The sequence below is a fragment of the Achromobacter denitrificans NBRC 15125 genome (assembly GCF_001571365.1).
In the GTDB taxonomy this organism is placed as follows: domain Bacteria; phylum Pseudomonadota; class Gammaproteobacteria; order Burkholderiales; family Burkholderiaceae_B; genus Achromobacter; species Achromobacter denitrificans.
In genome coordinates, this window is the sequence record NZ_BCTQ01000020.1 from 82319 (window position 1) to 105911 (window position 23593).

A 23593-nucleotide genomic window follows, 5' to 3' on the forward strand; every position below is an offset into this window, starting at 1 on the left:
TTATTCCTTGGGCTTGACGACCAGGGTGCCTTTCACGTTCTGGTGAAAGTCATCGAAAAAGGGATACTCGCCCGGACGCGAGATGGTGATCACCACGAAGGACTTCACCCCCGGGCCCAGGACTTTTTCCTTGCGCAGCGGAATGCTCTCGAATTCCACCGGCTCGTTGCTCTCGTTGATGAGCTCGATCTTGAAACGGCCCGCGGGCACCTCCAGGGTGGCGGGCTCGAACGTGCCGTCGGGCTTGAACCTCAGCGTGAACGTGGGCAATTCGTCCGCCTGCGCGGGCGCCGTGCCGGCCAGGCCGGCCAGGCCGATCAGCAGTGCGGCGGCAACGCGAAGCAGGCGTTTCACGATCAGTAGCCGCCCTTCTTGCCGGTGCCGGCAAAGACGAATTCATATTCCAGGTCGAACGGCTCGAACCACGGGCCCACGCCGGTTTCCTTGTCGACGTGGCGGCCGAAGTGGCTCATCTTGTCGGCGGTCGGGGGCAGGACCGTGTACTTCAGCTTGTACTTGCCGGGGCCTTCCAGCTTGACGTTCTCGCCGTAGTGCGGGCCGTCGTTGGCGACCATCGGCATGAACGTGCCCTTCTGCACGTTGTTGCTGCCGACCTTCTGGATCTCGTACTTCACGACCAGGTACGGCACCCACTCGCCTTCGGGAAAGCCCGTCTTGTTGCCGGCGGTGGCATGGATGTCGGCCTCCAGGTGCACGTCCGAATCCTTGGCGGGACGCATCATCCCGGGCGGGTCCATTTCGATCGGCTGCAGATAGACCGCGCCGATTTCCATGCCGCCCTTTTCCACGGGCTTGCCGATGGGGTATTCAGCCGCGTGCGCGGCGGAAACGCTCAGAGCGACAATGGCCAGGGCCAAGGCTTTCTTGATCATGTGCATAATCCTTGAGACACGAATGAAATGGCGGCTCTAGAAACATAAACAAGAACCGTTTTCATTAATGTAACCAAAACAACTGACATATCCCTGAACCCCGGGGCATGAAAATCGCCGGATCATTGCGTTTCGTCAATCCATGAAAAACGCCCCCGAAGGGGCGTCCTCATCAGGGCGCGGCCGCGGAGGGCGCGCTACTTGCGGCCCGGGCCCTGCGGGCCGCCGGGCGTGAACGGAAAGGTCGAGAACATCGCGCGCGTCTGGTCCTGCATCTGGTCCTGCATCTGCACGAACAGGTTCTTGCTCTGGTCGATGTAGTTGTTCATCATGTTCTGCAGCATGGGCGTCTGCACGTTCATGAACTGGGCCCAGGCCTCGGGGCCGAACTGGCTCCCGTACAGGCCCTTGGACTGCTCGGCCATGCGTTGCTGGATTTCCATGAAGGCCTGGATGTTCTTTTCCAGGTACGAGCCCATGATGCCCTGCATGGCGTGGCCATAGAAGCGGATGATCTGCGACAGCATGTTCGAGGAGAACATGGGCATGCCGCCGCTTTCCTCTTCCAGGATGATCTGCAGCAGGATGCTGCGGGTCAGGTCTTCGCCGCTCTTGGCGTCCACGACCTGGAATTCCTCGTTCGCCAGGACCAGTTGCTTGACATCTGCGAGCGTGATGTAGGTGCTGGTCCGGGTGTCGTACAGACGACGGTTGGGGTACTTTTTAATCAGGCGCAGACTGGCGCCGGTTTGTGCTTGCGTCATGGTTGTCCCCGGATCGGGCGATCTCTAAGACTTCGGATAAGGGTAAGTGTAATGCCGGACGGCCCTCTCCCCGAGGCCGCCCGGCGCCGGCGGGCCGCTCGTGGCGGCCCGCGATGCTTCAGCCCATATGCAGGCCGCCGTTGAGCGAGAAGTCCGCGCCCGTCGAAAACCCAGACTCATCCGAGGCCAGCCACGACGTGATGGACGCGATTTCCTCCGGCGTGCCCAGGCGGCGCACCGGAATGGTGGCGACGATCTTTTCCAGCACGTCCGGACGGATGGCGCGAACCATGTCCGTGCCGATGTAGCCCGGCGACACCGTGTTGACCGTGATGCCCTTGCTGGCCACTTCCTGCGCCAGCGCCATGGTGAAGCCATGGATGCCCGCCTTCGCCGTGGAATAGTTCGTCTGGCCGAACTGCCCCTTCTGCCCGTTCACCGAGCTGATGTTGACGATGCGGCCCCACTGGCGCTCGACCATGTCGTCGATCACCTGCTTGGTCACGTTGAAGAGGCTGTTCAGGTTGGTGTCGATGACCGCGCGCCAGTCGTCGGCGCTCATCTTGCGGAACAGGCCGTCGCGGGTGATGCCCGCGTTGTTGACCAGCACATCGACCGGGCCCATGTCCCGCTTGACGCGCTCGAATGCTTCTACCGTGGACTCCCAATCGGACACGTTGCCCACTGACGCGTAGAACGTATAGCCCTGCGCCGCCTGTTCATCCAGCCATTGCTGGTAATTGCGGCTGGGGCCGCAGCCTGCCACCACGCGAAAGCCATCTTTGGCCAGGCGCTGGCAAATTGAGGTGCCGATACCGCCCATCCCGCCTGTAACGTAAGCCAGTTTTCCGCTCATTGGATTTCCTCCTGTGTGCGACGGACGCCTCGTTGATTGATTTACTGTCCTGGGCCAACCGCGAATCGCGGCTTCAGGCAGCCCGGACCTTCACATACCTGCCAGGCGCCGGCTCGATGGGCCGGTATCTGGCATTGCCTAACTTGGTGCGCGCCTTGACCTGCTTGCCGGAATGGCCAGACAGCCAGCCGGTCCAGTCCGGCCACCAGCTGCCGGGCTGCTCCGTCGCCTGCGCGAACCAGGCGTTCGGATCCCCGGGCAGGTGATGCCCCGATTGCTCCAGCGCGTCCGCCACCCAGTAGCTGCGGCGCTTCTTGGCCGGCGGATTCACCACGCCGGCGATATGCCCGGAAGCGCCCAGCACGAAGCGTTGCGGCCCGCGCAGCACCTGGGTGGAGGCATAGGCCGACACCCAGGGCACGATATGGTCCTCGCGCGATCCGAAGATGTACGCCGGCATGTCCAGGCGCGTCAGGTCCAGCGGCATGCCCGCGGCCTGCGCCCGACCGGGCACCTTCAGGTTGTTCTCCAGGTAGGTATTGCGGAAGTACCAGGAGAAGAAAGGACCGGGCAGGTTGGTGCTGTCGCCGTTCCAGAACAGCAGGTCGAAGGCCGGCGGCTTCTGGCCCTTCAGGTAGTTGCCGACCACGTAGTTCCATACCAGCTCGTTGGGCCGCAGGAACGAGAACGTGGTGGCGAGCTCGCGGCCGGGCATCAGGCCGCCCTTGCCCAATTGATGGTCGCGCAGCAGCGCGTGGGCCTCGTCGACGAAGACGTTCAGCACGCCGGTATCGTGGAAATCCAGCAGCGAAGTCAGCAGCGTGAGCGAAGCCACGGGACGTTCCCCGCGCGCTTCGGCCAGCGCCAGCGCGGAGGCCAGCATCGTGCCGCCCACGCAGAAGCCCAGCGCATTGACCTGCGGCTGCCGGGTGATGTCGCTGGCCACGCGCAGGGCCTGCAGCACCGCGTTGTCCAGGTAGTCGGACCAGGTGGCGCGATCCACGCCGTCGGTGTCGCTGGCCACGGGATTGCGCCACGAAATCAGGAACACCGTGTAGCCCTGGTCCACCGCGTGCCGCACGAAGGAATTCTCGGGCTGCAGGTCCAGGATGTAGAACTTGTTGATGTTCGGCGGCACGATGACCAGCGGCCGCTCGTGCACGGTGGCGGTGGTCGGCGCGTACTGGATCAGCTGGAACAGCGGGTTCTCGTACACGACCTCGCCGGGCGTCACCGCCACGTTGCGGCCGATCTCGAACTGCGTTTCGTCCGTCTGGGTGATGCGCCCTTTCTTCACGTCGCCCAGCAGGTTCGCCAGGCCTTCGTTCAGCGCGCGGCCCGCGCTCTCCACGATGGATTGCTGGGCGTCCGGGTTCAGCGCCAGGAAATTGGAGGGCGACAAGGCGTCGACCCATTGCATGATGGAAAAGCGCAGGCGGTCGCGCATCGGCTCGCTGACCTGCGCGGCGTCCACCATGCGCGACATCGCGCGGGCGGACAACAGGTAAGTATGCGCCAGCAACAGGTGCGAGTGATTGGCGGCCCAGGCTTCGCCGGCAAAACGGCGGTCCGGCGGCGGCGCGAGCGCCCCCCGGCGGGCGTCATCGCAAAGGCGCTGCCATTCGCGAGAAAATTCGGCCTGGATGTCGGCCAGGACTTCCGGTGCCACGCTCACCGGAATGGGCCCTGCGGCGGAGAGATTGGCATTCACTTCGACACCTTGTTATCGAAACTACGCGATTGATGTTGCATTCCGGGTCCAGGCCTGTCAATGCGGGTATACAAGGAGACCTACCAGGGTATTCCGCAAGCCGGGATGCCGGCCTTGCGCTGGATCAAACCGGGTCGAGCCAGGTGAGCAATGCCATGCGTCCGGTTTCTCCATCGCGCCGGTACGAAAAGAACCGGCCAGCGTCGGCCACGGTGCACAGCCCGCTCAAGGACACTTCTTGTACCCCGGCGCGGCGCAGCCGGAAATCGGCCAATCCGGCGAGGTCGGCCAGCCATTTTCCGGGGTGCTCCGGCCGCGGCGTGAAGTAGCGCCGGGTGGCGGGATCGTCCGCTTCGAAAGCATCCAGCACGTCCTGGCCCACTTCGAAAGCCTGCGGGCCGATGCCGGGGCCCACCCAGGCGCGCCAGCCCGCGGCCCGCGGCGCCTTGGCCCGCATGGCCGCGAGCGTGTGTTCCAGCACGCCGCCCGACAGGCCGCGCCAGCCGGCGTGCGCCGCGCCCAGCACCGTGCCTTGCGCATCGGCGATCACCACGGGCAGGCAGTCGGCCACCATGACGGCCAGCACGCGGCCGGCGCGCGCGGTGACGCTGGCGTCGACCGCCGGCTCGTCCGGCAGGTCCGGCAGATCGGCGTCCACGACCTCGCTGCCATGGACCTGGCGCAGCCACAGGGGTTCGGCGGGCACGGCGGCGCGCACACGGCGTCGGTTCTCCGTGACGGTGTCGGGATCGTCTCCGGCGCGGCGGCCCAGGTTCAGGGTGTCGTGCGGCGCGACGCCCACGCCGCCCGCGCGGGTCGTGCAGAAATAGTTCACGCCGGCCCATTGGGGGCCGGTCACCACCGGCAGGCCTGCCACTACGCGTTCCATGCGATACTTTCCTGTACCAGGGTCATGTCGGCGGGCGGAGCCGCGGCGAATTCGACCTCGCCTCGGCCGCCCGGATCGTCGAAATGCAGGGCGCGCGCATGCAGCATCTGCCGCTGCGCGCCCGCGATGGCCTTGCCGCCGTAGAGCGTGTCGGCCAACAGCGGATGCCCCAGGCTGGCGAGGTGCACGCGGATCTGGTGGGTGCGGCCGGTTTCCAGGCGGCACACCACTTCGGTGACGCGGCCGCCCGGCTCCACCTGGCCGCGGCGGGCCGGCGCATAGCGCGTGATGGCCGGCTTGGGCGCCACCGGGCGCTCCACGCTCATGCGCACGGGAACGCGGGAATCGCGGCCGATCGGGCGATCCACCTTGCCGGCGGCGGCCAGCCAGCCGTGCGCCAGCGCCATGTACTCGCGCCCCATGCTGCGCGCCTGCAGTTGGCGCACCAGGTGGGTCTGGGCCGTTTCGTTGCGCGCCACCACCATCAGGCCGGACGTGTCCTTGTCCAGGCGATGCACGATGCCGGCCCGCGCCACGTGGGCCAGTTCCGGATAGCGGTACAGCAAACCGTTGAGCAGCGTGCCGCTCCAGTTGCCCGCGCCGGGATGGGTGACCAGCCCGGCGGGCTTGTTCACGACGATCCAGTCGGCGCTTTCGTCGACCACCGCGAATTCCACGGGTTCGGGCGCGAAGGCCAGGGCTTCGGGCGCGGGCTGGGGCCACACGGCGATCTCGTCGCCCGGGCCCACGGTCTGGCGGACCTTGCCGGGCGCGCCGTTCACATGGACGTTGCCGGCCTCGATCCAGCCTTGCAGCCGGCTGCGGGAATGATCGGGCAACAACCCCGCCAGCACCTTGTCCAGCCGGTCGGCCCGGGTACCCTCGGGCACGGTTACAAGTTGCGGCTCCCCCCTGGGATTTTCATCGGGAAGACCCAGGAATTCGTCGTCGGAAACGAGATCTGCGCCGGCGGCTGTATCAGACATGGAGACAAATCATATAATCAGCCTGCCATGCTACCACCAAGGATACGATTCTCGTGATTCACCACTCCGCAGCTCCCTCGAACCCCGCCTCCCGCAGCGGGCCGATCTTGCGCGTGGTCATCGCGCTAGTTGCCGTCGTCGCGATCGCCGGTTGCGGCTCGTCCAACAGCAAGTACGACAAGACCACGAACTGGAGCGCCGAACAGCTCTACGCCGATGCCAAGTCGGAAATGTCCTCGGGCGGCTGGAAGGAAGCCCGCGAACGGCTGACCGCGATCGAAAGCCGCTACCCGTTCGGCGTGTACGCGCAGCAAGCCCTGCTTGAACTGGCCTACGTCAACTGGAAAGACGGCGAAAACGAGCAGGCCCTGGCCGCCATCGACCGCTTCCAGCAGCTCTACCCCAACCATCCCGGCACCGACTACGCGCTGTACCTGAAGGGCCTGGTCAACTTCACGCCGGCCAGCGCCTTCATGAGCAGCATTACCGGCCAGGATCCCGCCGAACGCGATCCCAAGGGGCTGCGCGCCTCCTACGACGCCTTCAACGAGCTGATCAAGCGTTACCCCGACAGCAAGTACTCGGCCGACGCCGAGAAGCGCGTCGCCTGGCTGGTCAACACCATCGCCATGAACGAAGTGCACGTCGCCCGCTACTACTACGAGCGCGGCGCCTACGTGGCCGCCGCCAACCGCGCCCAGACCGTCATCACCGACTTCGAAGGCGCGCCCGCCACCGAAGAAGCGCTCTACCTGATGGTCGAGTCCTACGACAAGCTCGGCATGACCGAACTGAAGAACGACTCGCAGCGCGTCTACGACAAGAACTTCCCCAACAGCGAATTCCGCACCAAGGGCCTGAAGGCCGACAAGAGCTGGTGGAACCCGTTCAACTGATCCGGTTCCTGCATGGAAAAGAAGCCCCTCACGCGATCAAGGGGCTTTTTTATGGAGCCGCGCCGCGCCGCATGGCTTGCGGCGGCTGCCCGTAGATGCGGATGAAGGCGCGGCGCATGCGCTCCGTATCGCCAAAGCCCACCCGGCGCGCGATGGCGTCCATGCCGGTCCCGCCCTCCTCGACCAGTTCGCGAGCCGCCTCGGCGCGTATTCGCTCCACCGCCTTGGCCGGCGTCTGGCCTGTTTCCTGCTTGAATTGACGGCAGAACTGGCGCGGACTCAGGCATGCCACGCCGGCCAGGCGCTCGATGTCCAGAACTTCGTCCAGGTGCTGCCCCACATGTGCCAGGACCTCGCGCATGCGCCCGCTGGGCGGCGCCAGGTCCTGCAACGCCGAGAACTGCGATTGTCCGCCCGTGCGGCGGTGATAAACCACCATTTCGCGGGCCGTGGCACGGGCGACCGCCTCGCCGTGGTCCGCCTGCACCATGGCCAGCGCCAGGTCTATGCCGGCCGCGATCCCGGCCGACGTCCACACCGCGCCGTCCTCGACATAGATGCGATCCGCCGCCACCGTCAAGGCCGGGTGACGCCGCTGCAGCTCGGCGGCGTGGCGCCAGTGGGTGGTCGCACGTCGCCCCTCCAGAAGGCCGGCCTGCGCCAGCACGAACGCGCCCGTGCAAACGCTGGCGACGCGCCGGCCGCGCGCATGCGCGGCGCGCAGATAGGCCAGCATGGCCGGCGCCGCCCGCGGCTCGCGCGCGCCCTGGCCGCCCGGCACCAGCACCGTATCGGCGCGCAGGCCGCGCCACGACCGGGTCTGCACCGGCACGCCGGCCGAACAACGGACCAGCCCGCCCTCGGCCGATACCACGGCCACCTCATAGGCGCCCGGCACCAGCTCGGCGGCAATCTGGAACACTGACAGCGGCCCAGCCATGTCGAGCAGCTGGAAGTTCGGCACAGGCAGAATGCAGACGCGGTGGGTCATGGCAAGAAATGAGGGGAAATGGTCATTCTTGTCAGATTCTCCGGCGCTAAAGTGAGGCCTGTCAACCCTCCGGACGTCCCTCCGCCATGACCTCCCCCTCGCGCGGCCTGCGCAATGCCCGCATCCTCGCCATCTGCCAAGGCCTGTACATCGCGGCGATCTCCATCGACCTCACCTTGACGGCGCTGACCGGCCAGATGCTGGCGCCCCACCCGGCGCTGGCGACACTGCCATTCGCGCTGATCACGGTAGCGGGCGCCGCGGTCACCTGGTATGCCTCTTTGCTGATGCAGCGCATCGGCCGCCGCGCGGGCTTCATGCTGGGCTCGCTGGCCGGCGCCGCTGGCGGGCTGATCTCCGTGGCCGCGGTGTTTGCCAGCGATTTCTGGCTCTTCTGCCTGGGCACGGCGCTGGTCGGCGTGTTCCAGGCCTTCGCGCAGTATTACCGGCTGGCGGCGGCCGACGCGGTGCCCGCCGAAGCCAAGAGCCGCGCCATCTCCGTGGTGCTGACGGGCGGCGTCATCGCCGCCATCGCGGGGCCGGCCCTGGCGGCCTGGGCCAAGGATTTATTCCCTGCGGCGGTCTTCTCGGGCGCCTATCTGATGGTGGCCCTGCTGGGCGCGGCCAGCGCGCTGATGCTCGCGGCCTACCGCGACCAGAACGCTGATGGTGGCCAGCCCGCCGAAGCGCAGGCCGCAGGCCTGCCGGCCCGTCCCTTGGGCGAAGTCATGCGGCAGCCCATCTTCGTGGCGGCCCTGGCCAACAATGTCGTGGGTTCGGTCTCGATGATGTTCGTCATGACGGCGGCCCCGCTGGCCGCCATCGCCTGCCAACACAGCATCGCCGACGGCGCCAGCATCATGCAGTGGCATCTCATCGGCATGTACGCCCCGGCCTTCTTCGCGGGCGCGTTGATCAACCGGCTCGGCCTGCCCCGAGTGCTCGGCATGGGCATGGCGTTGAACGCGGCTTGCTCGCTGATCGCCATGCAATCGAGTTCGCTTGCGGCTTTCCATGCGGCGCTGTTCTGCCTGGGCGTGGGCTGGAACTTCATGTTCGTCGGCGGCACCACGCTGCTGGCGCAGTCCTACCGCCCCGCTGAACGGGCACGCGTGCAAGGGGCCGCCGAGATGCTCCGCTATGCCACCACCGCCCTGGCCACCTTGGCCGCCGGCCCCGCCCTGGCGCGGATGGGTTGGGAAATCCTGAATGCCGCCATGCTGCCCATCGTGGGCCTGGCCGCCGCCATGACCGGCTGGTGGGCGCTGTCTCGACGGACCGAACGGGCCGCCGCCTGAGCAATCCGGCCAAGACTCCACAGCCCGGGCAGACCGCTCCTAGCCGCGCGGCTCCTGCTTGCGGCGGTAGAACGCCAGCACCTCTTCCAGTTCCCGCGTCCGCGCGAACGGCGGCAGCCCCCGCCACAGGCGCTTGCCGTAGGGCTTTTCGACCAGGCGGCCGTCGCCCACCATGAGCACGCCCCAATCGGATTCGGTGCGGATCAGGCGGCCGGCGCCCTGCTTGAGCGAAATCGCGGCCTCCGGCAACTGGTATTCCGAGAAGGGATTGCCGCCCTGCGACCGACAGGCCCGCAGGCGCGCCTCGATCACGGGATCGTCGGGCGGCGCGAACGGCAGCTTGTCGATCGCCACCAGGGTCAGCACGTCGCCGGGAAGATCGATGCCTTCCCAGAAGCTGGCGCTGCCCACCAGCACGGGGTGCTGGAGCTTGCAGAAACGGTCGAGCAGGTCGCGGCGCGTGCCGTCGCCCTGCTTGAGCAGCGGCCATTCATGGCCGGCGTCGTCGAACTGGTCGGCCAGCAGGTTGGCGACCTTGTCCACGGCGCGCAGCGTCGTGCACAGCACCAGGGTCCCGCCGGGGCTGGCCTCCAGCAGCGGCATCAGCGTCTGCACGAAGCGGTCGAGGAACTGCGGCGATTGGGGCTCGGGCATGCCGCGGGGCACGAACAGCAGCGCCTGCTCCGGGTAGTTGAACGGGGATTCCCACTTGCCGGTGCGCGCCTTGTCCAGCCCCAGCTGGCTGGTGAAGTGCGTGAATTCGCCGTTGATCGACAAGGTGGCCGAGGTCATGATCCAGGCCTGGCCGGGCTTGCGGTACTTGGAGAACGCCTGCGCCACCGACAGCGGCGCGGAATGCAGGCGCACGTGGTGCTGGCCGTGCTCGACCCAGCGCACCGCCGGGCCCGACCATTGTTCCGCGGCGGCGGCGCCCGCGAGAATGGCCGCCGGCGTGGGCAGGCCGTCTCCGGACGGGGACGCCGCCGCGGGTTCGGGCGCCTGGTCGTCGCGGCCCCAGCCTTCATCGGCCAGGCCCGCATCCGCGCGGCCCGGCGTGGCCCAGCGCTTGAGCCGCGCGGAGATCTCCGCGCCGCTGCGCGCCGCGGCCATCAGGTCGGGATGCTTCTCGGACACCGCGGCCAGGGCCTGCGCGGCGCTATCGACCGCGTCGCGCAATGTCTTGAGCGCCGCGTCGAACTCCTCGGGATTCGGGATGGCCTCGAACGTGGCCTTGCGGCCCGGCATCCGGTCCAGCGGCGCGCAGACCAGCCGCAGCTCGCGCGCGGCCGTTTCCAGATGGCGGCTGACGTCGCTCCATTTGGCCGCTTCGCGCGCATAGGCCAACCCGGCGGCTTCCAGCGCGCGGCCGAAATCCATCAGCTGGTGCGTGGACACGCTGCTGCCCAGGAAGCGCGTGGCGGTGTCGGGAAGCTGGTGCGCCTCGTCGAAGATCACGGTGTCGGCTTCGGGCAGCAGGTCGGTGACGCCCTCTTCCCGCAGCACCAGGTCGGCCATGAACAAGGCATGGTTGACGACCACGACGTCGGCTTCCTGGGCCTGCCTGCGCGCCTTCACCACGAAACAGTCGCGGATGCGCGGGCACTCCTGGCCCAGGCAGTTCTCGCGCGTGGACGTCACGCGCTGCCAGATGTCGGCGTCTTCGGGCACCTGCGCCAGATCGCTGCGGTCGCCCGTCTTGGAAATCCCGGCGAACACCTGGATCTGGCGCAGCTGCTGGATTTCACTGCGCGACTTCAGGGCGCGCTCGTCGCCCTGCAGGCGCTCCAGGTGGTAGTGGCACACGTAATTGCCGCGGCCCTTGAGCAGCGCGGCGGTCACGGGCGCGGCCAGCGCGGCGCGCACGCGCGGCAGGTCGCGGGCGTAGAGCTGATCCTGGAGGGTGCGGGTGCCGGTGGAAATCAGCACCTTGCCGCCCTGGATGAAGGCGGGTACAAGATAGGCCCAGGTCTTGCCGATGCCCGTGCCGGCCTCGGCCACCAGCGTGGCGCGGTCCTGGATGGCCTGGCCGATGGCCTGGGACAATTCCACTTGCGCGTGTCGGGGCTTGTAGCCGGGCAAGGCCGTGGCCAAGGGCCCGTCCTCGTCGAAGAATTCGGAAATATCCAGGTCCAGCATCGGAACGGTTTCGCCGGTGCCGGTTGCGGGTCGGGCGCCAGGCACTCATGTGGGAAAGGACCAAATGATACCCGCTGCCGGACCTGTCCCCCGCCGAAAAAGTGCCGCCAGAGGGACATGCCTGTCCACCCTGGCACGTTTTGTAACAACGGCTTATGGCACAATCCGCCCCTTGTTTTCCCTTTTTGTCGTCGTATAGAGATGTCTGAAACTTCCACTATCACGAACGTCGCCGCCGGCGTCGACAACGCCCGCATCGTCGCGCAGCTCGCTACCGAGCTCGAAGCGCGCGCCTCCCAGATCGCCGCGGCGGTGGAACTGCTGGACGACGGCGCCACCGTGCCCTTCATCGCCCGCTACCGCAAGGAAGCCACCGGCGGCCTGGACGATACCGTGCTGCGCAACCTGGAAGTGCGCCTCGGTTATCTGCGTGAACTCGAAGAGCGCCGGGGAGCCATTCTCGAATCCATTTCGCAGCAGGGCAAGCTCACGCCCGAGTTGCAGCAGGAAATCGGCGCCGCCGATACCAAGCAGCGCCTGGAAGACTTGTACGCGCCGTACAAGCCCAAGCGCCGCACCCGCGCCCAGATCGCCCGCGAAGCCGGCCTGGAACCGCTGGCCGACGGCATCCTGGCCGATCCCGCCTGCGATCCCGCCGCGCTGGCCGCCCAGTACCTGAATCCCGAGGCGTCCATCAATGACGCCAAGGCCGCGCTCGATGGCGCGCGCGACATCCTGGCCGAGCGCTACGCGGAAAACGCCGACCTGCTGGCCGATCTGCGCGAGCACCTCTGGTCCACCGGCCTGATCTATTCCAAGATGGTCGACGGCAAGGAAGCCGAGGGCGCCAATTTCCGCGACTGGTTCGACTTCAACGAGCCGCTGCGCACCCTGCCCTCGCACCGCATCCTGGCGCTGCTGCGCGGCCGCCAGCAAGGCGTGCTGGAATTGCGCCTGGGCCTGGAGTCCGAGCTGGAAGCGCAAGTGCCGCATCCTTGCGTGGCCCGGGTCGCCAACTTCCTCAAGCTGGGCAACGGCCTGTTCGCGCTGGACGCGTCGCCGCGCGCGCGCTGGCTGGGCGAGGTCTGCCGCTGGACCTGGCGCGTCAAGCTGCTGACGGCGTTCGAAAGCGAACTGATCGGCCGCCTGCGCGAAAGCGGCGAAGCCGAAGCCATCCGCGTGTTCGCCGCCAACCTGAAGGACTTGCTGCTGGCCGCGCCGGCGGGCCCCAAGGCCGTGCTGGGCCTGGACCCCGGCATCCGCACGGGTTGCAAGGTCGCCGTCATCGACGTCACCGGCAAGGTCGTGGACACCACCACCGTCTACCCCTTCGAGCCCCGCCGCGACCGCGACGGCACGATCAACACGCTGGCCGCGCTGGTCGCGCGCCACAAGGTGGACCTGATCGCCATCGGCAACGGCACCGCCTCGCGCGAAAGCGAAAAGCTGGTGGGCGACATGATGGAGCGCTTCCCCGACCTCAAGGTCACCCGCGTGGTGGTCTCCGAAGCCGGCGCCTCCGTCTACTCCGCGTCCGAAACCGCGGCGCAGGAATTCCCCGATCTGGACGTGACCCTGCGCGGCGCGGTGTCCATCGCCCGCCGCCTGCAGGATCCGCTGGCCGAGCTGGTCAAGATCGATCCCAAGGCGATCGGCGTCGGCCAGTACCAGCACGACGTCAACCAGCGCGAACTCGCGCGCTCGCTCGACGCCGTGGTCGAAGACTGCGTGAACGCCGTGGGCGTGGACGTGAACACGGCCTCGGCCGCGCTGCTGGCCCGCGTGTCCGGCCTGAACTCGCTGCTGGCCAAGAACATCGTGGCCTGGCGCGACGAGAACGGCGCCTTCCCCACCCGTGAAATCCTGCGCAAGGTGCCGCGCTTCGGCGAAAAGGCATTCGAGCAGGCCGCCGGCTTCCTGCGCATTCCCAACGGCGACAATCCGCTGGACGCGTCGTCCGTGCACCCGGAAGCCTATCCGGTGGTCGAGCGCATCGTCGCCAAGATCAAGGCCGAGGTCAAGCAGATCATCGGCCAGCGCGACGCGCTCAAAGGTGTTTCGCCGTCGGACTTCACCGACGAGCGCTTCGGCCTGCCCACGGTGCGCGACATCTTCGCCGAACTGGAGAAGCCCGGCCGCGATCCGCGTCCCGAATTCAAGACGGCGCAATTCAAGGAAGGCGTCGAAACCCTGAACGACCTGTACCCGGGCATGGTGCTGGAAGGCGTCGTGACCAACGTCGCCAACTTCGGCGCGTTCGTCGACATCGGCGTGCACCAGGACGGCCTGGTCCACATTTCGGCCCTGGCCGAGAAGTTCGTGAAGGATCCGCGCGACGTGGTGCGCGTCGGCCAGACGGTCAGCGTGAAGGTGCTGGAAGTGGACGCCGCTCGCAAGCGCGTCGCGCTGACCATGCGCCTGAACGACACCGCGGCGCCTGCGCGGCGCAGCGGCGACGCCCCCAAGGGCGGCGACCGCGGCAACCGCCGGCCGCAAGGCGATGGCGGCCGCGGCGCCGCCGGCGGCAACATGATGAACAGCGCGATGGCCGACGCCTTCGCCAAGCTCAAGCGCTGAGTCCCCGCAAGGCCCGGCCCGCATGGGCCGACCTCAAAAAAAACCGACGCGATGCGCCGGTTTTTTTTTGCCGAGACGCCCGCGCCGTCCTCCGCGCGCGGGCCGTCGGGTCAGGGCCCTGCCCTAGCCGATCTTCCCCGATTCATGCCAGGGAATCAGCACCTTGCGCAGCGAACCGATCGCGAAATAGAGCAGGAAGCCGATGGTCGCCAGCAACAGCACGACGGCGAACAGCGTATCCACCTCCATGTCCTGCAACTTGACCGTGGCCAGGTAGCCCAGCCCGCGCGAACCGGCGACGAACTCCGACACCACGGCGCCGATGATGGACAGCACGATGGCCATCTCCATGCCGGTCAGGATGTAGGGCAGCGAGGCCGGGATCACCAGCAGGCGGAAGCGCTTGCCGCCGCTTGCATTGCCGACCTGGAACACTTCCACCAGCCCGGTGTCCACCGATTTCGCGCCGAGATAGCTGTTGGCGAACACGGGGAAGAAGGCCATCAGCGCCGAGATCACGATCTTGGATTCGATGCCGAAGCCGAACCATAGGATGAACAGGGGAATCAAGGCCACCTTGGGCGTCAGCTGCAGGGCCACGACGAAGGGCTTGAAGATGGTATCGAGCAGCGGCACTCGGCCGAGGACCTGACCGATGACCGTGCCCAGCGCCACGGCGATCACGAAGCCGCCCAGGCATTCGGCCAGGGTGGTGTAGATGTGGTAGTAAGTGTCGGCGCGGCCCATCAGGCGCACCAGGGCATGCAGCACGTCTTCCGGCGGCGGCAGTACCAACGGCGACACGTCGAACGCCGTGACATAGCCCTTCCACAAGACGAAGAACACCACGACGGAGCAGATTTGAATGGCAAGGCGTTTCAATTCAGATCTCCAGGTGCTTGCGCAGTTCGGCGCACAGCCGCGCGTATTCGGGGTTTTCGCGCTGCGCGGTGCGCGGACGCGGCAGGTCCACTCTGATCTCGGCGGCCACGCGGCCGGGGCGGGCCGACATAACGATCACCCGGTCCGCCAGGTGCACGGCCTCGCTGATCGAGTGGGTGATCAGGAACGCCGCGAATTTCTCGCGCATCCAGATGGCTTCGGCGTCGGCGATGATCTGCTCCCGCGTCAGCGCATCCAGCGCGCCGAAAGGTTCGTCCAGCAAGAGCAGTTCCGGGTTGGAGAACAAAGCGCGCGCGAAGGAAGCGCGTTGCCGCATGCCGCCTGACAGCTCGGCGGGCCGGCGCTTTTCGAAGCCGGTCAATCCCACCATGGCGCAGAGCTCGCGGGCGCGGCTCAGGTCGTCGCCGCTCGCCCCCGTGGTCATCAGCTTGGGCAGGGCCACGTTCTGCTCGATGTTCAGCCAGGGCAGGAGGCGATGCTCCTGGAAGGCCACGCCGAATCGCACCGGATTGGCCGCCGGGCGGCCCGGCCATTCGATGCGGCCTTCGCTGGGCGTTTCGAGTCCGCACAGCAGACGCAGCAAGGTGGACTTGCCGCAACCGGACGGACCGATGATGGCGACGAACTCGCCGGGCGCGATGTGCTGGTTGATGCCTTGCAACGCGGTCGTGACGCCGGAGTCCGTCTTGAACTTCTTGGTGACGTCGACGAAGCTGACGATGGCCTCGGCGGCCGAGGCCGCCGGCTGCTGCTGTCGGGAATCAGGCAACTGCGCTCTCCCAGATATCGTTCGTGTACAGCGGGCGTTCGGTCGGGCGCATCAGGCCCGCCTCCACCAGCAGGCGCCGGCCTTCCGCCCATTGCTTGGGGTCGTTCCGGACCACGTTCTCGACGCCGTGCGTCAGCCAGAGTTCGCGATTTCCGCGCAAGTCCTGCAAGGCGATGTCGGTCTTCTCGATGCCGGGAATGTCGAACGCCTTGCCCATCAGCGCGATCGCCGCCAGCAAGGCTTGATCGTCCATGGCGGCAAGTTCCTTCACCGAGTCCACGACGCCGCGGGTGAACGCGACGAAGGCATCCCGATGCGCGGCCAGGTCGCGTTCGCGCGCCACGTAGACCTGCCCCGGCACGCCGTCGTCGGCATGCATGACCGACGCGGCCAGGTGCTCCGCCCGCAAGCGCGACACCGTGCTGGTGTTGCCGAAGAACGCATGCAGCCTGCCGGCCTGGATCATGGCGAAGGAAGCCGGGCCGTCGGCCACGCGCTCGCGGCGCACGGACTTCGGATCGACGCCGGCGTGGGCCAGCATGAGATTGAGCGTCGCTTCCATGGAGCCGCCGAAGGAAGCCAGGCCGACGATCTTTCCCGCCAGGTCCTTGGCTTCGCGCACCGGCGCCTTCTCATCGGAAATGACGACGAAGGGCGAGATCTGCGCGATCGTGCCGAACGCGATCACGTCCGAGTTGTCCTGGGCGCGCGTGCTCATGTAGTTGGCCCCGCCGGTGCGGCCCGCGTCGACCTGCCCCGCCGCGGCCAATTGCACCACCTGGGCGGCGCCGCGGCCGACCTCGACGCGCAGATCCAGCTTCCGGGCGCTGAACTTCCCCGTGGCCTGGGCGTACAGCACCGGCGCAAAGGCCAGCGACAGCGTGAACGGCGTCAGGAAAGTGAACTTGCCCTTGCCTTGCGCTGCGGCCGGTCCGGGCATCAAGAGGGCACCGGCCAATGCGGCCGAAGTGCCCAGAAAATGTCTGCGATTCATCGCGTTTTTCTCCCTGAGAGCTATAGGAACCCCGAAATATCAGGCTTACGCCTTCTCTTGCGCGGCGCGCTTGCGCTGTGCCTTGGCAATGGCGATGGGGTGATCGGCCGGGTAGTCTGGCAGGTCCGGACGATTGGCGCCCAGCATCACGCACATGAGCGCTTCTTCCTGGCCTTCGTTGCGTAGCCCGCGGTAGATGCCCGGCGGCACCGAGATCACGTCGCGCTCGTTGAGCACCGCTTCGAAGGTCTCGCCCTGGTACTCCAGGAACAGGCGGATGGCATGGCCGCGCAGGATGAAGAAGGCTTCCTCGACGTCGTGATGGACGTGCAAGGGCCCTTCGCAGCCGGCGGGCAGCACCATGGTCGAGAAGGTGAAGTGCTCGGCCGGAATGGAGTTCTGGTCGACGCTCACGCCGGCCGCGCCGGTGCCGATGTAGCGCGTCTGCGCCCGCCGGTAGATAGGGTCGACGTCGGCTTGCCAGCCCAGGGCGTTCCAGTCGTAGCTCCGCGTCGCGCGGCGGGCGATGCGGGTTTCGATCCACTCGCCCAGCGTCTTGTCCTTGGGACGCTTCCAGGTGGCGAATTGCGGATTCTCCTGGTCCGGGACGGGAATCTCGGGAATGGCGTTGGTCATCATGATGGTTCCTTCTCAGTAATGCATCCCTGACGGGACAAAAACAATGGCGGGCCGGGGCCTGCCGGCGCGCGAGGGCGTCTCGCGCGGGGCCTTAGAACGAGTGCTGGATGCCGAAGCCGAACTGGCGCCGGCTCACGTCCTCGTCGCGACGGAAGTTGCGCGTATCGGTGTCGTTGAACATCACGTACAGGTTGGTGCGCTTGGACAGGTAGTACTGATATGCCAGGCCGATGCCCGACGACTTGGACAGCACGGCGTTCTGGTACGAGGCCATGACGCGGCCGCTGCCCACCGGCACCGAGACGCCGAAGGTATAGGCGCGGTCGCGGTCGTTGCCGGCCGCCACGTAGCCCGGCGCGGGATTCAGGTTGATGTCGCGCTGCTCGTTGTAGCCGGCGTGCAGCTTGACTATCTCGAAGTCGTAGGCGACGCCGAACTGGAAGTTCTTCGCGTCGCGCCGGTCGGGGGTCTGGTTGGACGGATTGAGCTGCTCGTAGGTGGCCGCGACCACCAGCGGGCCGTTGGAATAGCGCAGGCCGGCCGTGGTGACGCGGTCGTTGTCTCCGGTGGCGAACCCTTGCTGCATCTCGGCATCGAAGCTGTAGCCGATGGCGGCCTCCAGGCCGTTCCACTTGGGCGTGAAATACAGCACCGAATTGCTGATCCGGCCATCGGCGCCGAAGTCGCCGGACTTGTAGCCGAACGTGGTGCCGATGGAATTGCGCGACCACGACACGCCGAACGGGCTGGCCACGAACGGCGTCCAGGCATAGCCCAGGACGACCTGGCGCCCCATGCGGATTTCACCGAACCCGCCCTTGAGGCCTACCGTCGCCTGACGGCCGAAGAGACGTCCCTGCGTATTGGAGCCGTTGGCGCCGTTGAAGCCGCTTTCCAGCTGGAAGGTGGCCTTCAGGCCATTGCCGAGGTCTTCTTGGCCGCGCAGTCCCCAGCGCGATTGGCCGGCGATGCCGCTTTCGATGCTGCTGCGCGACTGGTGATCGTTGCTATCGGTGCGAAAACCCATGTCGATCAACCCGTACAGGGTGACGCTGGAATCGCCGGCCGACACCGCGGCCAGGACGGGCGTGGCGATCGCCACCGACAGAACCGCGCCGCAAACGGCGCGCAAAGCAAATGCGGACATACGTTTTTTCCCCTTGGAGCGCCGCGGAAAGCTGTTGTGTAAAACCCGCAGCAAGCTGGTTGTTTTGTTTCACTAATGAACTGATGATTTATTAGTAAAACAAAACGGAGTATAGTTGCGATAAATCAAAACCCGAGATTGGGGAAACCCCTATGCCCGCTACCGAGCAAGCCATGCGCGATCAGGCGCTGCATCGCTTTACCGCCTGCCTGGCTCCCACCGCGCAGGGCCCGTCGGCCTACCGCCGGCTGGGCACGGGGCCGGCCGTCGTTTTGCTGCATGGCATCGGCTCGGGATCGGGCTGCTGGCTCGACGCCGCGACGGCGCTTGCCGGGGAATGCACGGTCTTGGCCTGGGACGCGCCGGGCTATGGCGCGTCGGCGCCGCTGGCCGGGGATCGGCCTTCGGCGGCCGACTACGCGGAACGGCTGCACCAGGTCCTGCGCCACGCCGGCATCGACGAATGCGTGCTGGTCGGCCATTCGCTGGGCGCGCTCGTAGCGGCGGCCTATTGCGCGCGGCGGGAACGGGCGCGGATCTCGCGCCTGGTCTTGCTGAGCCCCGCGCGCGGCTATGGGTCGGCCGACGCGGGCGAACGCGAGGCCACGCGCGGCAAGCGCCTGGGCGCGCTCGAACGCCTGGGCATCGACGGCATGGCGGCGGCCCGCGCCAGCGCCCTGCTGTCGCCGGCGGCGCAGGCCGGGCAGGTGCAATGGGCCGCCTGGAACATGCGGCAGATCACCCCGGAGGGCTATCGCCAGGCCGTGGGGCTGCTGTGCGACGGCGACCTGCTGGCCTTCCCCGTCCCGCCCATGTCCGTGGATGTGCGGGTGGGGATTCATGACACCATTACGCCTGCGCCAAAGTGCCAGGCAATCGCCGCGGCATGGCGGGCATCGTTTGAGCTAATCCCCGGGGCGGGCCATGCCTGCCATATCGAGCGGCCGCAGGAGGTCGCCGAAATCGTGCGCCAGGCGCGCGCCGGTTCCTGACGGAGATTCTCATGAGTGACACCGATGTGAATGACGACGGTCGCGACCGCTACACCGTCCCCGCGCTGGAGCGCGGCCTGCGCCTGCTGTGCCAGTTCAACCGCAACGACCGCGCGCTGGGCGCGCCCGAACTGGCGCGCCGGCTCGACCTCCCCCGCTCGACCGTGTTCCGCATGCTCAATACGCTGGAGCACATGGGCTTCGTGCGCAAGACCGACGGCGGCTCCACCTACCAGCTGGACATGGGCGTGCTCCGCCTGGGCTTCGAGTACCTGGCCTCGCTGGAACTGACGGAGCTCGGCCGCCCCTTGCTGGAACGCGTGCGCGACGCCACCGGCTACCCCTCCAACCTGGTGGTGCTGGACCAGCACTGGGCCGTGGTGGTGGCCAAATCGTCCGCGCCCACCCCTTTCGTCAGCACGGTCTACGTCGGCACCCGCCTGCCGGCGCATGCCACCTTGCTGGGCCGCGCCCTGCTCTGCGACCTGAGCCTGGACGCGCTGCGGAATCTCTATGGCGACGCGCCGCTGCAAAGCTATTCGCCGCGCACGCCGGGCACGGTGGAAGCGCTGCACGAGGTGCTGCAGCAGGACCGCGCGCGTGGCTACGTGAGCGATCACGGCTTCTATGAGGCCGCCGTCGCCAGCATCGCCGCGCCCGTGCGCGATCGCAACGGCGCCACCGTGGCCGCGCTGGGCGTGACGATACCGACGATGACCACCACGCAGCCGGCCATGGACGAAGCGGGCGTGATCGCCACCGTGCGCAGCGCGGCCGACGAGTTGTCGCGCTTACTGGATTACGCGCCACCCGGCGCGACGCGCTGATTCCGTTCCGGATCCGGCGCGACTGTGGCAAGGGCCGAAGGCCAAAGGCACGATTCTGACCATGTATGACTTGAGGGGATACGTTGCAGTGGTGACCGGAGGCAGTTCCGGCATCGGATTGGCAACCGTGGAGGCATTACTGGAAGCGGGCGCCGCCGTGGCGCTTTGCGGACGCGACCCGGACCGCCTGGCGGCGGCCGAGCAAGGCCTGCGCCGGCGCTGGCCGGACGCGCGGTTGCTGGCCGACCGGTGCGATGTGCTGGACAAGGCTTCGGTCGACCGCTACGCCGCGCTCGTGGAAGCGGAATTGGGACCTGCCGACATCCTGGTGAACAACGCCGGGCAGGGCCGCATGTCCACGTTCGAATCGACCGACGACGCGGCCTGGGAACACGAGCTGCGGCTGAAATTCTTCTCGGTCATCCACGCCACGCGCGCCTTTCTGCCGCAACTGCGCGCGAGCCGCGCGCCAGCGGTGGTCTGCGTGAATTCGCTGCTGGCGGTGCAGCCCGAACCCTATATGGTCGCCACCTCCGCGGCGCGGGCCGGGGTGCACAACCTGGTGCGATCGATGGCTACCGAATTCGCGCCCGACGGCGTGCGCGTGAACGGCATTCTCCTGGGCCTGGTGGAATCCGGCCAATGGCGCAAGCGCTACGCGGAACGCGAGACCCCGGAGCAAAGCTGGGAAGACTGGACCGCCGCGCTGGCCGCCCGCCGGCACATCCCGCTGGGCCGGCTGGGCCGCCCCGAAGAAGCGGCGCACGCGATCCTGTTCCTGGCCACTCCCCTGTCTTCGTACACCACTGGCACCCACATCGACGTATCCGGAGGTCATAACCGCCATGCCTGAAAACCACACTCATACCGTCGGAGACGCCATCGCGGCGTTTCTCGAAGAATGCGGCGTCAAGACCGCCTTCGGCGTGATCTCGATCCACAACATGCCCATCCTGGACGCGTTCGCGCGGCGCGGCCGCATCCGCTTCGTGCCTGCGCGCGGCGAGGCCGGGGCCACCAATATGGCCGACGCCTGCGCGCGCACCAGCGGTGAGCTGGGCGTCTGCCTGACGAGCACCGGCACCGCCGCCGGCAATGCCGCGGGCGCCCTGGTGGAAGCCCTGACCGCCGGCACGCCCCTGCTGCACCTGACGGGCCAGATCGAATCGCAGTACCTGGACCGCGACCTGGCCTATATCCACGAAGCGCCCGACCAGCTGGCGACCTTGAAATCCGTTTCCAAGACGGCCTATCGGGTGCGCAGCGCCGACACCGCGCTGGCCACGATCCGCCAGGCCGTGCAGACGGCATTGACGGCGCCGACCGGGCCCGTCAGCGTCGAGATTCCGATCGACATCCAGGCCGCGCTGATTCCGCCCAGCACCGACACCCGGCCGCTGCCGGTCGGCGTGGCGCAGCCCGGGCGCGAAGCGGTCGAACAATTGGCCGACGCGCTGGCCAAGGCCCGCAGGCCCCTGCTTTGGCTGGGCGGCGGCGCGCGCCACGCGGGCGAGCCGGCGCGCCGGCTTCTGGACATGGGTTTCGGCGTGGTCACCAGCACGCAAGGCCGCGGCATCGTCGCCGAAGACGATCCGCGCAGCCTGGGCGCCTTCAACGTGCATGGCCCGGTGGAGAGCTTCTACAAGCAGTGCGATGCGCTGGTGGTGGTCGGTTCGCGGCTGCGCGGCAACGAAACGCTGACCTACAAGCTCGCGCTGCCCCAGCCCCTGTACCGCATCGACGCCGACGCCGCCGCCGACAACCGCGGCTATGCCAACCGCCAGTTCATTTGCGCGGACGCCGACGCGACGCTGACGGCGCTGGCCGATGCGCTGGAAGGCCGCATGCAAACCGATCCGGACTTCCACGGCGATCTGGCGCGGGCCGCGCAAGCCGCAAGGCAGGACGTGCTGGACGGCCTGGGCCCCTATGACCAGCTGGTGCAAGCCTTGCAGAACGCCATCGGCAGGGATTTCAACTGGGTGCGCGACGTCACCCTGTCCAACAGCATCTGGGGCAATCGCCTGCTGCCCCTGTTCGACCCGCGCGCGGGCGTGCACGCGCTGGGAGGCGGCATCGGCCAGGGCCTGGCCATGGGCATCGGCGCGGCGGTCGGCGCGGCCGGATGCCGCCCCGGCAAGAAGACCCTCGTGCTGGCCGGCGATGGCGGATTCATCCTGAACGTGGGCGAACTGGCCACCGCCGTCCAGGAACGCGCGAACATGCTGATCCTCCTGATGAACGACCGCGGCTACGGCGTCATCAAGAACATCCAGGACGCCCACTACGGCGGGCGCCGCCATTACGTCGACCTGCACACGCCAGACTACGGCCAGATGGCCGGCGCGCTGGGATTGCCGCACGCGCGGGTCTCCGACCTGGCCGCGCTGCCCGCGGAACTGGAGCGGAGCCTGGCCTGCGCCGGCCCCTTCCTGCTCGAAATCGACATGGTGGCCATCGGCGGCTTCAAGACCACCTTCGCCGGCCCGCCGGTGCGCAAGCCGCTGGCCGCGTGAGGACGATATGCTGAAGATTGCAATGGCCGGCTGCGGCGCGATCGGCACCGCCGCGCTGGAACTGCTGGCCCCGCGCCGGGACCTGGCCGTCACCACGATACTGGTGCCGGCCGCGCAGATCGAGGAAGTTCGCTCGCGGCTGCCAGAAAGGATCGAGGTCTGCGCCAGCCTGGCGGACGCCGGCGCTCGCCCGGACCTCCTGGTCGAATGCGCCGGGCATGGCGCCATCGTCGAACACGTCCTGCCCGCCTTGCGCGCTGGCATTCCCTGCGTGCTGGCCTCGGTAGGCGCGCTGTCGGCGCCGGGCCTCGCGGCGGAAGTCGAAGCGGCGGCCCGGGCGGGCGGTACCCAGGCGCAGCTGCTGTCCGGCGCCATCGGCGCCATCGACGCGCTGGCCGCCGCCCGCCACGGCGGCCTGGACAAGGTGGTCTATAGCGGCCGCAAGCCGCCGCTCGCCTGGCAGGACACGCCGGCCGCCGCGCAATGGGACCTCGCCTCGCTGCGGGAGCCCACCGTCATTTTCGAGGGCAGCGCGCGCGAAGCCGCCAGCGCCTATCCCAAGAACGCCAACGTCGCGGCAACGCTGGCCCTGGCCGGCCTCGGCCTGGACGACACCCGCGTGCGGCTCTGGGCCGACCCCGGCATCGATGAGAACGTCCACCATGTCCACGCGGCGGGCGCCTTCGGCGAATTCGAACTGACCATGCGCGGCAAGCCCCTGGCGGCCAATCCGAAAACGTCCTCGCTCACCGTCTACAGCGTAGTGCGAGCCCTGTGCAACCGGGCCGAAGCCCTGGTGATCTGAGGTG

General features: G+C 67.6%; 22 protein-coding genes. 8 read left to right on the plus strand and 14 right to left on the minus strand.

Annotated elements, in window-relative coordinates:
• The 7 genes from ADE01S_RS17680 to ADE01S_RS17710 form a co-directional block, all read right to left on the minus strand.
• Positions 1–360 carry a cupredoxin domain-containing protein gene (locus tag ADE01S_RS17680; RefSeq protein ID WP_172600314.1) on the minus strand — a complete coding sequence of 120 codons (360 nt, stop codon included), beginning with the start codon at positions 358–360 and terminating at the stop codon, positions 1–3.
• On the minus strand, positions 357–893 hold the full coding sequence (locus ADE01S_RS17685) for an iron transporter (RefSeq protein ID WP_062683033.1): 537 nt from the start codon (positions 891–893) through the stop codon (positions 357–359). The genes ADE01S_RS17680 and ADE01S_RS17685 overlap by 4 nt, the downstream gene beginning before the upstream one ends.
• Before the next feature lie 197 nt (positions 894–1090).
• Positions 1091–1657, minus strand: coding sequence for a polyhydroxyalkanoate synthesis repressor PhaR (gene phaR, locus ADE01S_RS17690; RefSeq protein ID WP_062683034.1), 567 nt, complete (start codon positions 1655–1657; stop codon positions 1091–1093).
• A 118-nt stretch (positions 1658–1775) separates the two neighbouring features.
• Positions 1776–2513 carry an acetoacetyl-CoA reductase gene (phbB, locus tag ADE01S_RS17695; protein WP_062683035.1) on the minus strand — a complete coding sequence of 246 codons (738 nt, stop codon included), beginning with the start codon at positions 2511–2513 and terminating at the stop codon, positions 1776–1778.
• 73 nt (positions 2514–2586) lie between these two features.
• Positions 2587–4224: a class I poly(R)-hydroxyalkanoic acid synthase gene (gene phaC / locus ADE01S_RS17700; protein ID WP_062683036.1), complete on the minus strand. Its 1638-nt coding sequence runs from the start codon at positions 4222–4224 to the stop codon at positions 2587–2589.
• Between the two features lie 124 nt (positions 4225–4348).
• The gene (gene pgeF / locus ADE01S_RS17705) at positions 4349–5113 is read right to left on the minus strand and encodes a peptidoglycan editing factor PgeF (RefSeq protein WP_062683037.1); all 765 of its coding nucleotides are present in this window, start codon (positions 5111–5113) and stop codon (positions 4349–4351) included.
• Positions 5101–6099, minus strand: coding sequence for an RluA family pseudouridine synthase (locus ADE01S_RS17710; RefSeq protein WP_062683038.1), 999 nt, complete (start codon positions 6097–6099; stop codon positions 5101–5103). Before ADE01S_RS17710 ends, pgeF begins: the two co-directional genes overlap by 13 nt.
• A gap of 107 nt (positions 6100–6206) precedes the next feature.
• Between ADE01S_RS17710 and ADE01S_RS17715 the strand changes: the two genes are divergently transcribed.
• On the plus strand, positions 6207–6995 hold the full coding sequence (locus ADE01S_RS17715) for an outer membrane protein assembly factor BamD (RefSeq protein ID WP_062683039.1): 789 nt from the start codon (positions 6207–6209) through the stop codon (positions 6993–6995).
• Between the two features lie 49 nt (positions 6996–7044).
• Here ADE01S_RS17715 and ADE01S_RS17720 read toward each other — a convergent pair whose 3' ends face one another.
• The gene (locus tag ADE01S_RS17720; RefSeq protein WP_062683040.1) at positions 7045–7986 is read right to left on the minus strand and encodes a GlxA family transcriptional regulator; all 942 of its coding nucleotides are present in this window, start codon (positions 7984–7986) and stop codon (positions 7045–7047) included.
• 86 nt (positions 7987–8072) lie between these two features.
• On the opposite strand from ADE01S_RS17720, the gene ADE01S_RS17725 reads away from it, so the two are divergent.
• On the plus strand, positions 8073–9284 hold the full coding sequence (locus ADE01S_RS17725; protein ID WP_062683041.1) for an MFS transporter: 1212 nt from the start codon (positions 8073–8075) through the stop codon (positions 9282–9284).
• Positions 9285–9323: 39 nt separating this feature from the next.
• On the opposite strand, the gene yoaA is transcribed toward ADE01S_RS17725, so the two are convergent.
• On the minus strand, positions 9324–11420 hold the full coding sequence (gene yoaA, locus ADE01S_RS17730) for a DNA repair helicase YoaA (protein WP_062683042.1): 2097 nt from the start codon (positions 11418–11420) through the stop codon (positions 9324–9326).
• 201 nt (positions 11421–11621) lie between these two features.
• Between yoaA and tex the strand changes: the two genes are divergently transcribed.
• The gene (gene tex / locus ADE01S_RS17735; protein ID WP_062683043.1) at positions 11622–13997 is read left to right on the plus strand and encodes an RNA-binding transcriptional accessory protein Tex; all 2376 of its coding nucleotides are present in this window, start codon (positions 11622–11624) and stop codon (positions 13995–13997) included.
• Between the two features lie 123 nt (positions 13998–14120).
• Here tex and ADE01S_RS17740 read toward each other — a convergent pair whose 3' ends face one another.
• From ADE01S_RS17740 to ADE01S_RS17760, 5 genes are all read right to left on the minus strand, one after another.
• Positions 14121–14879 carry an ABC transporter permease gene (locus ADE01S_RS17740; RefSeq protein WP_075873249.1) on the minus strand — a complete coding sequence of 253 codons (759 nt, stop codon included), beginning with the start codon at positions 14877–14879 and terminating at the stop codon, positions 14121–14123.
• 1 nt (position 14880) lies between these two features.
• Entirely contained in the window at positions 14881–15669 is a 789-nt protein-coding gene (locus ADE01S_RS17745; RefSeq protein ID WP_075873250.1) for an ABC transporter ATP-binding protein, read from the minus strand.
• Positions 15662–16663, minus strand: coding sequence for an ABC transporter substrate-binding protein (locus ADE01S_RS17750; protein WP_062683044.1), 1002 nt, complete (start codon positions 16661–16663; stop codon positions 15662–15664). Before ADE01S_RS17750 ends, ADE01S_RS17745 begins: the two co-directional genes overlap by 8 nt.
• Before the next feature lie 45 nt (positions 16664–16708).
• A complete protein-coding gene (locus ADE01S_RS17755) occupies positions 16709–17302 on the minus strand; it encodes a cupin domain-containing protein (protein WP_228468166.1) in 594 nt (197 codons plus the stop codon).
• Between the two features lie 91 nt (positions 17303–17393).
• On the minus strand, positions 17394–18449 hold the full coding sequence (locus ADE01S_RS17760; RefSeq protein WP_062683045.1) for a porin: 1056 nt from the start codon (positions 18447–18449) through the stop codon (positions 17394–17396).
• 152 nt (positions 18450–18601) lie between these two features.
• Between ADE01S_RS17760 and ADE01S_RS17765 the strand changes: the two genes are divergently transcribed.
• From ADE01S_RS17765 to ADE01S_RS17785, 5 genes are all read left to right on the plus strand, one after another.
• Positions 18602–19441, plus strand: a complete 840-nt coding sequence (locus ADE01S_RS17765; protein WP_062683046.1) for an alpha/beta fold hydrolase — start codon at positions 18602–18604, stop codon at positions 19439–19441.
• 11 nt (positions 19442–19452) lie between these two features.
• Positions 19453–20268 carry an IclR family transcriptional regulator gene (locus ADE01S_RS17770; protein WP_062683047.1) on the plus strand — a complete coding sequence of 272 codons (816 nt, stop codon included), beginning with the start codon at positions 19453–19455 and terminating at the stop codon, positions 20266–20268.
• Positions 20269–20329: 61 nt separating this feature from the next.
• Positions 20330–21121: an SDR family oxidoreductase gene (locus tag ADE01S_RS17775; RefSeq protein ID WP_062683048.1), complete on the plus strand. Its 792-nt coding sequence runs from the start codon at positions 20330–20332 to the stop codon at positions 21119–21121.
• Positions 21114–22784 carry a thiamine pyrophosphate-binding protein gene (locus ADE01S_RS17780; protein WP_062683049.1) on the plus strand — a complete coding sequence of 557 codons (1671 nt, stop codon included), beginning with the start codon at positions 21114–21116 and terminating at the stop codon, positions 22782–22784. Before ADE01S_RS17775 ends, ADE01S_RS17780 begins: the two co-directional genes overlap by 8 nt.
• Before the next feature lie 7 nt (positions 22785–22791).
• Entirely contained in the window at positions 22792–23589 is a 798-nt protein-coding gene (locus ADE01S_RS17785; protein WP_062683050.1) for an aspartate dehydrogenase, read from the plus strand.
• Positions 23590–23593: the final 4 nt, after the last annotated feature.

Coding starts and splice junctions, on each gene's coding strand:
- pgeF (WP_062683037.1), bottom strand. CDS start 5,113: ATGGAACGCGTAGTGGCAGGCCTGCCGGTGGTGACCGGCCCCCAATGG.
- phaR (WP_062683034.1), bottom strand. CDS start 1,657: ATGACGCAAGCACAAACCGGCGCCAGTCTGCGCCTGATTAAAAAGTAC.
- ADE01S_RS17720 (WP_062683040.1), bottom strand. CDS start 7,986: ATGACCCACCGCGTCTGCATTCTGCCTGTGCCGAACTTCCAGCTGCTC.
- ADE01S_RS17765 (WP_062683046.1), top strand. CDS start 18,602: ATGCCCGCTACCGAGCAAGCCATGCGCGATCAGGCGCTGCATCGCTTT.
- ADE01S_RS17780 (WP_062683049.1), top strand. CDS start 21,114: ATGCCTGAAAACCACACTCATACCGTCGGAGACGCCATCGCGGCGTTT.
- tex (WP_062683043.1), top strand. CDS start 11,622: ATGTCTGAAACTTCCACTATCACGAACGTCGCCGCCGGCGTCGACAAC.
- ADE01S_RS17770 (WP_062683047.1), top strand. CDS start 19,453: ATGAGTGACACCGATGTGAATGACGACGGTCGCGACCGCTACACCGTC.
- ADE01S_RS17685 (WP_062683033.1), bottom strand. CDS start 893: ATGATCAAGAAAGCCTTGGCCCTGGCCATTGTCGCTCTGAGCGTTTCC.
- ADE01S_RS17785 (WP_062683050.1), top strand. CDS start 22,792: ATGCTGAAGATTGCAATGGCCGGCTGCGGCGCGATCGGCACCGCCGCG.
- ADE01S_RS17755 (WP_228468166.1), bottom strand. CDS start 17,302: ATGATGACCAACGCCATTCCCGAGATTCCCGTCCCGGACCAGGAGAAT.
- phbB (WP_062683035.1), bottom strand. CDS start 2,513: ATGAGCGGAAAACTGGCTTACGTTACAGGCGGGATGGGCGGTATCGGC.
- ADE01S_RS17760 (WP_062683045.1), bottom strand. CDS start 18,449: ATGTCCGCATTTGCTTTGCGCGCCGTTTGCGGCGCGGTTCTGTCGGTG.
- ADE01S_RS17725 (WP_062683041.1), top strand. CDS start 8,073: ATGACCTCCCCCTCGCGCGGCCTGCGCAATGCCCGCATCCTCGCCATC.
- ADE01S_RS17710 (WP_062683038.1), bottom strand. CDS start 6,099: ATGTCTGATACAGCCGCCGGCGCAGATCTCGTTTCCGACGACGAATTC.
- ADE01S_RS17750 (WP_062683044.1), bottom strand. CDS start 16,663: ATGAATCGCAGACATTTTCTGGGCACTTCGGCCGCATTGGCCGGTGCC.
- ADE01S_RS17775 (WP_062683048.1), top strand. CDS start 20,330: ATGTATGACTTGAGGGGATACGTTGCAGTGGTGACCGGAGGCAGTTCC.
- yoaA (WP_062683042.1), bottom strand. CDS start 11,420: ATGCTGGACCTGGATATTTCCGAATTCTTCGACGAGGACGGGCCCTTG.